Below are 12,433 nucleotides of genomic sequence, written 5' to 3'. Positions count from 1 at the left end.
TAAAAACAAGAGTCTAGTCCCTGGTGCGCGGCCGCTGGCCGCGCCCGGCCGGAATCCTGCATCGATCCGCCCGGCGACGAGGCCGGGGCGAGCGGAGAGAGAACGATGCGGATTTTCGGGGGTCTTGTGGACGCGGCCGGCGACTTTGCCAGGCATCGCGGCGGGAATTTCGCCATCCTGTTCGGATTCGCCGCCTCGGTCTTGGTGCTGGGCGTCGGCTTCGCCGTCAACATCACCCAGCTCTACAACGCCAAATCGAGCCTGCAGAGCGTGGTCGACGCCGCGGTGACGTCGACGGCGCGGGACCTGACGACCGGCGTCATCAAGGAGGCCGATGCCAACAAATCGGTGCAGGCCTTCCTCGACGCCAACAGCACGGCCGGCATCCTGCAGGCCAACCAGATCGTGCTCGACAGGCTGACGGTCGACAGGACCGCCAGGACGGTGCAGGCGGAGGCCCATGCCGACGTCGCCTTCTATTTCCCGCTGTTCGGCACGCGCGACATGCAGCGCGTTCCCGCCTCGACGACAGCGCTCTATTCGGACAAGCAGATCGAGGTGGCCATGATGCTCGACATAACAGGCTCGATGGCGAAGCGGGGCAAGGTCGACAAGATCGGCGATCTGAAAGCAGCAGCGAAAAACGCCGTTCGGACGATGCTCCGGAACCAGGATCCGAAGAACCCCCGCATCCGCGTCGCGATTGTGCCTTACGCATCCGGCGTGAACGCCGGCAAGCTGGCCGAAAACGTCTATGCCGAGAAGCCAGGGAGCTCTGAGCTGCCACCCGTCGCCGGCAGTTCGCTTCTCGTCGCCAAGACGGGCAAAAATTTGCTGCCGTCCTTCAGCGACTACATCTCCATTGTCGGCGCGGCGATGCCACGCCCCGATAATTGCGCCACGGAGCGCAAGGACAAAAATGGCGATGCGGATTTGACTGCCGACGGCCCAGATACGGTTCGCACGGATAAGAACGGCAAGAAGTACTATGCCCTGGTCAACCGGGATGATCATCTCAATGGCGGCGGAATGAACAAGTGTCCCGATGCGGAAGTGATCCCGCTGACCGCCGATTCCGGCGCATTGCTTGGTTCGATCGACGACTTCCAGGCTGACGGTTATACCGCCGGCGCGATCGCCATTCAGTGGACTTACTATATGCTGTCGCCGCAATGGCGCGCAGCGATCAAGAATGCCGGCCTCGGCAACGGCGCCTCGGACGTCAACGCGAAGAAGATCGCCAAGGTCGCGATCCTGATGACCGATGGCCAGTTCAATACCGCCTTCGCCGGTGCCGGGGGCCGCTACAACAGCCAGGGCAATCTTGCGCGCGGCAACGCCGAAACGCTGTGCGGCAACATGAAAAATGACGGCATCGAAATTTTCACCATCGGCTTCGACCTGAACAACAAGGACATGTCGGCAACCGAGCGGGATCAGGCAAAGGCGGTGCTGAAGGACTGTTCGTCGAAAGATGCCTCCACCGCTCAAAAACACTATTTCGAGGTGTCGACCGGGGTGGAATTGGACGCCGCCTTTCAGGAAATCATCCGCAACACCGAAAAGGTCGCGCTGACGCAGTAAGCCGCACAAGGAAAAGGCCGCCGCTTCTTTCGAAGCCGGCGGCCTTCCGTGTTTCCGTCCATGGCGCGGCTCCTGGCGGCAACCCGATGGGTCGCCCGCCGCGCATCTCGCGCCTTAACGGGAAGACTGCTTCCCGAAAGTGCAATCCGCTGAGGCCACGTTCTGGAAAACGAAATCACTCGACATCGGATCACCTCCTTTCAGTTTGTTGAACACGCACTGATGATGGGGTGCGTTGCAGCAAAAGACAAGACGCCAGATGGAAAAAGACGTTTTTCCGGCTTGGCCGCGTCCTTTCGTGCAATCGGGTTGCGGCCAGGGGTTCAAGCGGACAAGATCGGCCTACCGAATGTGGTGGGGGACGGCATGGACGCTACCGAAAGAGCAGCACGCATCGTTCGCACGGTCGTCCAGGCGCTGAAGCCGGGCTTTGCCGTCAGGCTTTGGACCGGCGAGCGCATCGGTCCGGCCGGCGGCCCGGTGCTTGCCATCAACGACCAGGACATTGTCTGGCAACTGGCCCGCCGGCCAAATTTCTCGACGCTGGTCGAGATGTGGATTTCCAAGGCGGTCGATGTGGAGGAGGGGTCGCTGTTTGACCTCTACGCGCTGCCTTCACGAGGCAAGCTGCGGTTCAAGGCGCTGCCGAAGCTCGCGATCATGCGCGACCTGCCGGCCGTGCTGTTCTCGCGAAGGCAGATGACGCAACGCGCCGACCTCGCCGGGCAAAATCCCTTTGTCAGCGGCTCCAACAAGCAGGCGATCCAGCATCATTACGACATATCGAACGCCTTCTACCGGCTCTTCCTCGACGAGCGCATGGTCTACAGCTGCGGGTATTTCAAGGATTTCGCCAATGACATCGACCAGGCCCAGGCCGACAAGCTCGAGCATATCTGCCGCAAGCTCCGGCTGAAGCCTGGCGACCGCCTGCTCGATATCGGCTGCGGCTGGGGCGCGATGCTGATCCATGCGGTGAAGCATCATGGCGTCGTCGGCCATGGCGTCTCGTTGTCGGAGGCCCAGACCGGACTCGCCCGCGACGCATTCGGGCCGAGGGGCTGGAGGACCGGATCACAATCGAGATAAAATCCTATGCCGAGCTCACCGGAAGTTTCGACAAGATATCCTCGATCGGCATGTTCGAGCATCTGGGGCTGGCCAACCACGCCGCCTACTTCTCGACCGTCCATCGCCTGCTCAAGCCGGGCGGCATCTATCTGCATCATGCCATCACCAGGCGCAGCAAGGGCAGCATGAAGAAGACCTTGCGCAAGGGCTCGGAATACAAGGCGCTGATCAAATACATCTTCCCGGGTGGCGAGATCGACACGATCGGCATGACGTGCGGCAATCTGGAAGCACACGGCTTCCTCGTCCACGACGTCGAGAATCTACGCGAGCACTACGCCCGCACCTGCCGGCTGTGGGCAGAGCGCCTGCATGCGCGCTTCGACGAGGCCATCGCCGAAGTGGGAGAAGCCAAGGCGCGGCTGTGGCTGCTTTACCTGGCCGGCTGTTCGATCGCCTTCGATCGTGCCTCGGCGCAGATTTTCCAGACGGTCGCCACCAAGCGGACGCGGGGCCCGAGCGGCCTGCCGCCGACTCGGGCGGACCTCTACCGGTAATTCAGGCGAATCGCATCCCGTCGCCGACCTTGACGCTGGCGGCGCGGTCGACGGTGCAGTAGACGCCGAGATTGTGCGCGTTATGACGCACCAGATTGCGCAGGATCGCCGGATCGTCGTCGAAACCGTCCTGGGCGATGATGGTGAAGCCGCAGCGGCGGCACGGCTCGGAGATGGTCAACAGCAGGTCGCCGACGGCGAGCTTCCTGCCGATCCATTCGGTTTCGGGGAAAGTGCCTTCGACCGACGCCATGTCGATGACGATGTTGGGACGAAAGCGGCGCGGGTCGGGAGTGCCTTGCGGATGCAGCGCCTTCAGGCGCGCCAGGGAGGCGGTGGTCAACAGATGGATCGGCGCCTTGCGGTAGCGCGCCTCGGTCAACGGGCCGGCATAGGCCGGCGGGGCGTTCTCCAGGCCGAACGGACGGATCGAGGCCGGAAAGCCTAGATAGTCGGAAACGGCACGGTCGCTTTCGGCGCCGGGCGCCGCCAGCCAATCTGCGCCGGGAATCGCGATCTCGAGCCTGCGGTCGCCAGTCAGCCGGGTGCGGATGCGCGGCACCTTGTGCCACTTCGGCTCGCGATCGGGACGGGCGATCTCATTGTCGGAGGCATCGACCAGGCCGAACATGCGGTCGCCCTCGATGCTCTCGGTGCCGACCGCGATCGTCTCCAGGCGTTCGCCGGCGAGCGAACTCGCCGGATAGCGCCAGAGTTCGGCAACGCTGCCTATCGCGGCCATGGCCGGTGTCAGCCTTTCTTGTTCTGGCGGTTGGCGACGAGGTCGTCGACGACGGCCGGATCGGCGAGCGTCGAGGTATCGCCAAGGGCGCCGAAATCGTCCTCGGCAATCTTGCGCAGGATGCGCCGCATGATCTTGCCCGAGCGGGTCTTGGGCAGGCCGGGTGCGAACTGGATCTTGTCGGGCGTGGCAATGGCGCCGATCTCCTTGCGGACATGGGCGAGGAGCTCCTTGCGCAAGTCCTCGCTCGGCGTCTCGCCGGCCATCAGCGTGACGTAGCAGTAGATGCCCTGGCCCTTGATGTCGTGGGGATAACCGACGACGGCGGCTTCCGAAACCTTGTCGTGGCTGACCAATGCGGATTCGACCTCGGCCGTGCCCATGCGGTGGCCGGAGACGTTGATGACGTCATCGACCCGGCCGGTGATCCAGTAATAGCCGTCGGCATCGCGGCGGCAGCCGTCGCCGGTGAAGTACTTGCCCTTGTAGGTCGAAAAATAGGTCTGCACGAAGCGGTCGTGATCGCCATAGACGGTGCGCATCTGGCCGGGCCATGACTCGGTGATGCATAGATTGCCGTCGGCGGCTCCTTCAAGCACCTTGCCCTCGCCGTCGACCAGTTGCGGCTTGACACCGAAGAAGGGCCGCGTGGCCGAGCCAGCCTTGAGGTCGGTGGCGCCCGGCAGCGGCGTGATCATGATGCCGCCGGTCTCGGTCTGCCACCAGGTGTCGACGATCGGCACCTTGGCGTTGCCGACGACGTTGAAATACCACTCCCAGGCCTCCGGATTGATCGGTTCGCCGACCGACCCCAGCACGCGCAGCGATTTGCGCGACGCCTTTTTCACATGATTGTCGCCGGCGCCCATCAGGGCGCGCAGCGCCGTCGGCGCGGTGTAGAAGATGTTGACCTGATGCTTGTCGATGACTTCCCAGAAGCGCGACTGCGAGGGGTAGTTGGGCACGCCCTCGAACATCAGCGTGGTGGCGCCGTTGGCGAGCGGCCCGTAGACGATGTAGCTGTGGCCGGTGACCCAGCCGACATCGGCGGTGCACCAGTAGATGTCGCCATCATGATAGTCGAAGACATATTGGTGCGTCATCGAGACGTAGACGAGATAACCCGCCGTGGTGTGCAGCACGCCTTTCGGCTTGCCGGTCGAACCCGATGTATAGAGGATGAACAGCGGATCCTCCGCCTTCATCTTCTCCGGCTTGCACTCAGCCTTAACGGTCGCGGCCTCTTCGTGGTACCAGACGTCGCGGCCCGGCGCCCAGCCGATCTTGCCGCCGGTGCGGCGGACCACCACTACCTTTTCGACCCTGGTACCGGCTTTTGCCGCGATCTCGATCGCCTTGTCGGTGTTCTCCTTCAACGGGATCGGCTTGCCGCCGCGCAGGCCCTCGTCAGCGGTGATGACGATGGTCGACTTGCAATCGTCGATGCGGCCGGCGAGCGCGTCGGGCGAAAAGCCGCCGAAGACGACCGAGTGGATGGCGCCGATACGCGTGCAGGCGAGCATCGCATAGGCCGCTTCCGGGATCATGGGCATATAGAGGGTGACGCGGTCGCCCTTCTTGACGCCGTGCTTCTTCAGCACGTTGGCGAAGCGGCAGACATGCGCATAGAGCTCATTGTAGGTGATCTTGCGGTCGTCGTAGGGGTTGTCGCCTTCCCAGATGATGGCGGTCTGGTCGCCGCGCTTCTTCAGGTGGCGGTCGATGCAGTTGTAGGAAACATTGGTCTGGCCGTCCTCGAACCATTTGATTGAGACCTTGCCGTCGAAGGAGGCGTTCCTGACCTTGGAGAAGGGTTTGAACCAGTCGATGCGCTTGCCGTGCTTGCTCCAGAACCTGTCCGGATTCTTCACGCTGTCGGCGTACCATTTGAGATAGGTGTCGTTGTCGATCAGCGCATTCTTCTTCCAGGCCGGCTGAACGCGGTGGACATGAACCTCGGACATTTCCTGCTTTTCCTCCCGAAACTAACGCCGGCTTGAACCGCCAGCGGGATCGCGGCGACGCGGCCGCGAATTCGCGCGCATTATTAACAGTTCCGCGATGACGGCAACATTAGACGTTGGGTTTGCGCGGCGGGATGCCGCACATGGGTCCGCGGCTGCTGTCAGCACTTGCACCGGACCGCTGCTAACTTCATGTTTTCGCGTGCTAAAGCCGGTTCGATCAAGAAAAAATCAATAGACGGTTAAGCAACCGCGCGCACAATCCATTGTTGGGAGGAAGGAGAATCAACCCGGGGAGCAAAAATGCGCGACCAGCTTGAAATGGACCTGATGCTGCGGGGCTATGGCCTGACTACGGCCAATATCCTTTATCATTTCCCAGACCATCCGCATCTGTTGCAGAGCTTCATATGGCAGGACTACGACATCGCGCCGAAGTTTCCGGTGCTGATCCGCTTCATCGAGTTCTGGAAGACCAAGCTCGAGGGGCCGCTGCATTCGGTCAGCTACACGCACCAGAAGCTCATCGCGCCCAACGAGTGGCGCAAGGTCGACGGCGAATTCGTGCTGCATTAGGGGCCGCTGCTTCGAGGTCGTGACATCGGCGCTCTACGGCGCCCCCCTCCGTCCTGCCGGCCATCTCCCCCACATGGGGGGAGATCGGCAGCTTCGATGACGGCACCATTCCTTTATTACGTTATTACGTTGGAAATTGGCGAAAGCCGAGGTGACATCCCCCTCGTGGAGGAGATGTCCGGCAGGACAGAGGGGGGCGCTGCCCCGCTAACCTTCGGCTCTAGCGGTCGGACACGCTCAAACCGCCGGCGGGCTCAGCCGGGCAAAGCCCTCCTGGCGGCGGTAGGGAAAATAAGGGTAGGGCGCGGTGACCTCGCTTGCCGCATCGAGCTTCCCGATCTGCTCCGGCGTCAACGTCCAGCCGACGGCGCCGAGGTTCTGGCGCAACTGCTCCTCGTTGCGGGCGCCGATGATGACGGACGACACGGTCGGGCGCTGCAACAGCCAGTTGATGGCGATCTGCGGCACGGTCCTGCCTGTCTCCTGCGCCACCGCATCGAGGGCCTCCATGACCCGGTAGAGATGCTCGTCCTCGACCGGCGGTCCGAAGCTCGCGGTGTCGTGCAGCCGGCTCTTTTCCGGCACGGGCTGGCCGCGACGGATCTTGCCGGTCAGGCGGCCCCAGCCGAGCGGACTCCAGACCAGCGCGCCGACGCCCTGATCGAGGCCGAGCGGCATCAACTCCCATTCATAGTCGCGGCCGACCAGCGAATAGTAGACCTGATGCGCGATATAGCGCGGATAGCCGTGCCTGTCGGCCAGCCCGAGCGACTTCATCACCTGCCAGCCGGAGAAATTGGAGACGCCGACATAGCGCAATTTGCCGGCGCGCACGAGGCCGTCCAGCGTCGACAGCACCTCCTCGATCGGCGTGCCGGCATCGAAGGCGTGCAGTTGCAACAGGTCGATGTAATCGGTGCCGAGCCGCTTCAGCGCGGCGTCGACGGCCTTGATCAGCCGCGAACGCGAGGAACCATAGCCGGCCGGCCCGTCGCCCATCGGCAGCGAGGTCTTGGTCGAGATCAGCACGGCATCGCGCCGGCCCTTGATCGCCTCGCCGAGCACCTCTTCCGAGGCGCCGTTCGAATAGACATCGGCGGTGTCGAACAGATTGACGCCGGCCTCGAGGCAAATGTCGACCAGCCGCCGCGCTTCCCTGGCGTCGCTGTTGCCCCATGCGCCGAACAGCGGGCCGGAACCGCCGAAGGTTCCCGCTCCGAACGAGAGCACCGGCACCTTCAGGCCCGATGCGCCAAGATTTCGATAGTCCATTTTCTTACTCCTTGTGATTTTGAAAGAAGTCGAATCGATCCGGCTTTGCCGGCGAGCTTCACGACCGAACGCAGACGGGCGCGCCGAGCGCGGTGCCGCGGTCGAGACGCAGGGCCAGTCCCGCCACGGCGAGTGCCGCGACCGGCAGCAGCGCGGCGACCCAGGTGAGCGAACCCAGGCCAAGACCTTGGGCAATGACCGCGCCGCCGAGCCAAGCGCCGGCCGCGTTGCCGAGGTTGAAGGCGGCGATGTTGAAGGACGAGGCGAGGCTCTGGCCAGCACCTTGGGCCTTTTCCAGCACCCACATCTGCAAAGGCGCCACGGTGGCGAAGGCGGTGGCGCCCAGCAGGCCGACATAGATCACGGCCAACACCTGGCTGTGGATAGCAAAGCTCATGGTCGCCAGAACCAGGGCGAGCACCACAAGACTGCCGAGCACCGCCGACACCACCCAGCGGTCGGCGATCTTGCCGCCGGCGATATTGCCGGCGATGAGGCCGCCGCCGAAGACGAGCAGGATCGGCGAAACGGCCGCTTCCTTGAAGCCGCTGATCTCGGTCAGCAACGGGGCGATGTAGGTGAAGACGGCGAAGACGCCGGCATAGCCGAGAACGGTGGTGGCGAAGCCGAGCAGGACGGGCGTACGGCGCAGCACGGCGAGATCGGCGCGCAGGTCGCTCTTCTCGGGAGCTGTCCGATTGCGCGGCACCAGTGCCAGGATGACGGCAAAGGCCGCGAGACCGACCGCGGTCACCGCCCAGAAGGTGGCGCGCCAGCCGAAAGCCTGGCCGAGCCAGGTGCCGAAGGGAACGCCGAGAATGTTGGCGATGGTCAGGCCGGTGAACATGAGCGCGATCGCCGACGCCTTCTTGTTGGGCGCGACCAATCCGGTGGCGACCACCGAGCCGACGCCGAAGAAGGTGCCATGGGCAAAGGCGGTGATGACGCGCGCGCCCATCAATGTCCAATAATCAGGCGCCAGCGCACAGGCCAGGTTGCCAATGGTGAAGATCGCCATCAGCGCCAGAAGCACCGTCTTGCGCGGCCAGTTGCCGGTGGCGATCGTCAGCAGAGGTGCTCCGATGACGACGCCCAGCGCATAGCCGGAAATCAGTTGGCCGGCGGCCGAGATCGAGACGCCGAGATCTTTGCTGACGTCGATGAGCAGGCCCATGATAACGAATTCGGTGACGCCGATGCCGAAGGCGCCGGCGGCGAGAGCATAGAGAGCGAGAGGCATGATGTTTCCACTTCGGCGGTGACGGGCGCCCTGTCCAGGCCGCGCCCCGACCGGGAAGATCGTGTGGCCATGCGATGTGAACCAGACTTGCTCCAGGCATACTTTCTGTGAAATAGATTCACAGATGGCGAGATCCGACATCAATCGTTCCGGCGAGATCGAAGTGTTTGTGCGCGTCGTCGAGGCGGGCAGCTTTTCGGCGGCGGCACGTGCCTTGCGCATGACCCCGTCCGCGGTGAGCAAATTGATCGCGCGGCTGGAGGCTAGGCTCGGCGCGCGGCTGGTCACCCGCTCGACGCGCAAGCTGCAACTGACGCCGGAAGGCACTGCTTTCTACGACAGCGGCATGCGCATCCTCGCCGACATGGACGCGGCCGAGCGCGAGGCGGCCGCCGGGGCGGCGCCGCGCGGCCGGTTGAGGGTCAACAGCTACGTGCCGTTCGGCCACCACCGGCTGATGTCGCTGCTGCCTCGGTTTCTGGAGCGTTATCCCGAGATTTCCGTCGACGCCGTGCTGACAGACAGCGTGATCGACCTTCTGGAGGAGCGCGCCGATGTGGCGATACGCGCCGGGCCCTTGCGCGAGTCACGGCTGGTAGCGCGCAAACTGGGGCAGAGCCGGATGGTGCTGGTCGCGGCACCCTCCTATGTCGAAGCGCGTGGGACGCCGCGCACGCTGGCCGATCTCGGGCGTCACAATATGCTGGCCTTCGGCTTTGCGCGGCATATAGACGGCTGGCCTTTTGTCGATGCGGCAGGTGCGCCGGTCATCGTCCCGGTTGTCGGAAACGCAACGCTGACCGACGGCGAGGCGATGCGGCGGATCGCGCTGGCGGGAGGCGGAATCGCTCGGCTGGCGCGCTGGCATGTCCAGCCGGACATCGACGCCGGGGCATTCGTCCCGTTGCTGGAGGAATTCAACCCAGGCGACGAGGAGGCCACCCATGCCGTCTATGTCGGCCAGGGCAAGCATCTGCCTGCGCGGGTGCGGGCTTTTCTCGATTTTCTCTCGGAGGCCGTTCGCCTCTAGAGCAGTTCACCGTTTCATGGAAACGGCGAACCGCTCTAACTCTTTGTTTTGACGCAATTCTGGACAGAAAACCGCACACACTTTTCTTGGAATTGCTCTAACTGAGAAGCCGCGTACCTAAGGCACGCGGCTTCGAAGCAGGCTCGAAAAGCGATCAGGCCTTCGGCACGAACGGCGCCGGACGCCGGCCGGCGGCCTGCCGCTCCAGCATCCAGCCGGGATATTCGGCCGGCAGCGCGCTCACCTCGTCCAGTCTGGCGAGATCATCGGTATCAAGTTTGAGGTTCGTGGCGGCAAGGTTCTGTTCGAGCTGATCCATGCGGCTGGCGCCGATGATCACGCTCATCACGAAGGGCTTGGCCAGGACATAGCCGAGTGCCACGGTAGCGACGCTGACGTCATGCTTTTTGGCGATCTCGCGCATGACCGCGACCGCCGCCCAGGCGCGGTCCTCGTTGACCGGTGGGAAGTTGAAGGAGGTGCGGCGGCCCTCGCCATTGCCGGGCGCACCAGGGCCGTATTTGCCGGACAGCAGGCCGCCGGCCATTGGCGACCAGACCATCAGGCCGAGCTTCTCATCGTTGATCAGCGGTACGATCTCGCGCTCGAGATCGCGACCGGCGATCGAGTAATAGGACTGGATGGTCTCGAAACGGGCAAAGCCCTTGCGGTCGGCGACGCCGAGCGCCTTGGCGATGCGCCAGGCCTGCCAGTTGGAGACGCCGACATAGCGGACCTTGCCGCTGGCAACGAGATCGTCCAGTGCCCGCAACGTTTCGTCGATTGGCGTCACCGCGTCGGTTCCGTGCAGCTGATAGAGATCGATATGATCGAGCTGCAGCCGTTCCAGGCTGGCATCGACCGAATCCATGATGTGGCCGCGCGAGGAGCCGCGCTGGTTCGGGCCCTCGCCCATGGCACCATGGACCTTGGTGGCGATGACCACGCTCGACCTGTCAACGCCGAGATCCCTGAGCGACTGGCCGAGCAGGCGCTCGGATTCGCCGAAGGAATAGACATCGGCCGTGTCGAAGAAATTGACCCCGGCGGCGAGCGAGCGGCCGACGATCTCGTTGACGCCTTTCTGGTCGAGACTGGCGATCAGGCCCCATTGGGCATTCTGGCCGGCTGCACCGAAGGTCATGGTGCCGAGGCAGAGTTCGGAGACGAACAGGCCGGTATTTCCAAGCTGGTTGTAACGCATGGCGAAGGCTCCAAAGATTTGTGATGACACAGATCAAATAGGAACGGTACGTTTCGTTTCCAGCGCTGGCGTAATCAGCCGGTAGAACTGGACCATCTTGCCGGTGACAGAAACTTGTCAGAGATGGACCGCTCGGATCATTGTGTTCGGGCGGCGATTGACCTCCTCGACAAACTCGTCATCCCAGACGGGGCCGGAGAGAAGATATTGCGCAAGGGAGGGCTTTGCGCCAACCCACCGTTCGTAGTCCTCAACCCGCTAGCACCACGGCAGATGGCTGCCCTCGCACCGTAATGGTTTGCGGCCCTTTTTCGCGCGACTGTCTTACCAGCTTCGAGAGGTTGTTTCTTGCGTCCCGCAGCTGCCAGCTCAAGAAGACTACTCCTCGCTTAACTCGCAAGATGTGTTCAGTCCGTCTGTGTATCATGGGCTTAGAACTCACAGACGACAGGGCCAACCCAGGGCGGACGGCTTTATCGACTGCCGAAGATCGCCGAACCGACCCTGACACTGGTGGCGCCGAAGGCGATGGCCGTCTCGTAATCGCCGGACATGCCCATCGACAGTTTGGCGACGCCTGCCTCCCGCGCCAATTTTTGCAGCAGGGCGAAATGCGGGCCAGGGTTCTCGTCCGCCGGCGGAATGCACATCAGGCCTTCGATGGCGAGGCCGTGGACATCGCGGCAGCGGGCGACGAAGGTCACGGCCTCGCGCGGCTCGATGCCGGCCTTCTGCGGCTCGGAGCCGGTGTTGACCTGGACGTAGAGTTTCGGTGCCCGGCCTTGCCGGGCGATCTCCTTGGCGAGTTCGGCGGAAATCTTCTCACGATCGACCGTCTCGATGACGTCGAACAGCGCCACGGCTTCCCTGGCTTTGTTCGATTGCAGCGGTCCGATCAGATGCAGTTCGACATCGGGGAAAGCCTCTTTCAGCGCCGGCCACTTGCCCTGCGCTTCCTGCACCCGGTTCTCGCCGAAGACGCGCTGGCCGGCCTCGATGACGGGCCTGATGTCGGCGGCGTCAAAGGTCTTGGAAACGGCGACCAGCGTCACCGCGCCAGCGTCGCGCCGGGCTTCGCGCTCGGCGGCGGCGATCTTCGCCTTGACCGCTAAAACCTGCTGAACGGCGTCGCCCATGTCCAAATCCCGCTGTTTTGACCGCGTTTTTTCCAGACGCGATACCCATATGGTTGA

At 63.3% G+C, this 12,433-nt stretch carries 10 protein-coding genes and 1 pseudogene; 4 read left to right on the top strand and 7 right to left on the bottom strand.

Annotated features, from left to right (window positions below):
• Window positions 1-105 precede the first annotated feature (105 nt).
• Both LB541_RS07040 and LB541_RS07035 read left to right on the top strand, forming a co-directional pair.
• Window positions 106-1,584, top strand: coding sequence for a TadE/TadG family type IV pilus assembly protein (locus LB541_RS07040; RefSeq protein WP_224618096.1), 1,479 nt, complete (start codon window positions 106-108; stop codon window positions 1,582-1,584).
• Window positions 1,585-1,950: 366 nt separating this feature from the next.
• Window positions 1,951-3,212, top strand: a pseudogene (locus LB541_RS07035) (class I SAM-dependent methyltransferase).
• Between the two features lies 1 nt (window position 3,213).
• On the opposite strand, the gene LB541_RS07030 reads toward LB541_RS07035, so the two are convergent.
• The gene (locus LB541_RS07030) at window positions 3,214-3,954 is read right to left on the bottom strand and encodes an MOSC domain-containing protein (RefSeq protein ID WP_140624946.1); all 741 of its coding nucleotides are present in this window, start codon (window positions 3,952-3,954) and stop codon (window positions 3,214-3,216) included.
• 8 nt (window positions 3,955-3,962) lie between these two features.
• Entirely contained in the window at window positions 3,963-5,918 is a 1,956-nt protein-coding gene (gene acs / locus LB541_RS07025) for an acetate--CoA ligase (RefSeq protein ID WP_140518231.1), read from the bottom strand.
• 303 nt (window positions 5,919-6,221) lie between these two features.
• On the opposite strand from acs, the gene LB541_RS07020 reads away from it, so the two are divergent.
• Window positions 6,222-6,494 (top strand): usg protein, encoded by a 273-nt coding sequence (locus tag LB541_RS07020; RefSeq protein WP_140492921.1) that lies wholly within the window; start codon window positions 6,222-6,224, stop codon window positions 6,492-6,494.
• Between the two features lie 237 nt (window positions 6,495-6,731).
• Here LB541_RS07020 and LB541_RS07015 read toward each other — a convergent pair whose 3' ends face one another.
• Window positions 6,732-7,766, bottom strand: coding sequence for an aldo/keto reductase (locus tag LB541_RS07015; RefSeq protein WP_224618095.1), 1,035 nt, complete (start codon window positions 7,764-7,766; stop codon window positions 6,732-6,734).
• Between the two features lie 58 nt (window positions 7,767-7,824).
• Window positions 7,825-9,006: an MFS transporter gene (locus LB541_RS07010; RefSeq protein WP_140649921.1), complete on the bottom strand. Its 1,182-nt coding sequence runs from the start codon at window positions 9,004-9,006 to the stop codon at window positions 7,825-7,827.
• Between the two features lie 124 nt (window positions 9,007-9,130).
• On the opposite strand from LB541_RS07010, the gene LB541_RS07005 reads away from it, so the two are divergent.
• A complete protein-coding gene (locus tag LB541_RS07005; protein ID WP_140492931.1) occupies window positions 9,131-10,036 on the top strand; it encodes a LysR family transcriptional regulator in 906 nt (301 codons plus the stop codon).
• Window positions 10,037-10,190: 154 nt separating this feature from the next.
• On the opposite strand, the gene LB541_RS07000 is transcribed toward LB541_RS07005, so the two are convergent.
• The 3 genes from LB541_RS07000 to LB541_RS06990 form a co-directional block, all read right to left on the bottom strand.
• On the bottom strand, window positions 10,191-11,240 hold the full coding sequence (locus tag LB541_RS07000; protein WP_224618094.1) for an aldo/keto reductase: 1,050 nt from the start codon (window positions 11,238-11,240) through the stop codon (window positions 10,191-10,193).
• A 250-nt stretch (window positions 11,241-11,490) separates the two neighbouring features.
• Window positions 11,491-11,667: a type II toxin-antitoxin system prevent-host-death family antitoxin gene (locus LB541_RS06995; RefSeq protein ID WP_224618093.1), complete on the bottom strand. Its 177-nt coding sequence runs from the start codon at window positions 11,665-11,667 to the stop codon at window positions 11,491-11,493.
• 46 nt (window positions 11,668-11,713) lie between these two features.
• Window positions 11,714-12,376 (bottom strand): YggS family pyridoxal phosphate-dependent enzyme, encoded by a 663-nt coding sequence (locus tag LB541_RS06990; protein WP_140624951.1) that lies wholly within the window; start codon window positions 12,374-12,376, stop codon window positions 11,714-11,716.
• Window positions 12,377-12,433 lie beyond the last annotated feature (57 nt).

It is taken from the genome of Mesorhizobium sp. BR1-1-15 (genome assembly GCF_020165475.1).
In the GTDB taxonomy this organism is placed as follows: domain Bacteria; phylum Pseudomonadota; class Alphaproteobacteria; order Rhizobiales; family Rhizobiaceae; genus Mesorhizobium.
This window is presented reverse-complemented; position numbering and strand designations above follow the sequence as displayed.

What these genes read in the sequence shown, in the direction of transcription:
- LB541_RS07010 (WP_140649921.1), bottom strand. Translation starts at nt 9,006, where the DNA reads ATGCCTCTCGCTCTCTATGCTCTCGCCGCCGGCGCCTTCGGCATCGGC.
- LB541_RS07040 (WP_224618096.1), top strand. Translation starts at nt 106, where the DNA reads ATGCGGATTTTCGGGGGTCTTGTGGACGCGGCCGGCGACTTTGCCAGG.
- acs (WP_140518231.1), bottom strand. Translation starts at nt 5,918, where the DNA reads ATGTCCGAGGTTCATGTCCACCGCGTTCAGCCGGCCTGGAAGAAGAAT.
- LB541_RS06995 (WP_224618093.1), bottom strand. Translation starts at nt 11,667, where the DNA reads ATGATACACAGACGGACTGAACACATCTTGCGAGTTAAGCGAGGAGTA.
- LB541_RS07020 (WP_140492921.1), top strand. Translation starts at nt 6,222, where the DNA reads ATGCGCGACCAGCTTGAAATGGACCTGATGCTGCGGGGCTATGGCCTG.
- LB541_RS07015 (WP_224618095.1), bottom strand. Translation starts at nt 7,766, where the DNA reads ATGGACTATCGAAATCTTGGCGCATCGGGCCTGAAGGTGCCGGTGCTC.
- LB541_RS06990 (WP_140624951.1), bottom strand. Translation starts at nt 12,376, where the DNA reads ATGGGCGACGCCGTTCAGCAGGTTTTAGCGGTCAAGGCGAAGATCGCC.
- LB541_RS07000 (WP_224618094.1), bottom strand. Translation starts at nt 11,240, where the DNA reads ATGCGTTACAACCAGCTTGGAAATACCGGCCTGTTCGTCTCCGAACTC.
- LB541_RS07005 (WP_140492931.1), top strand. Translation starts at nt 9,131, where the DNA reads ATGGCGAGATCCGACATCAATCGTTCCGGCGAGATCGAAGTGTTTGTG.
- LB541_RS07030 (WP_140624946.1), bottom strand. Translation starts at nt 3,954, where the DNA reads ATGGCCGCGATAGGCAGCGTTGCCGAACTCTGGCGCTATCCGGCGAGT.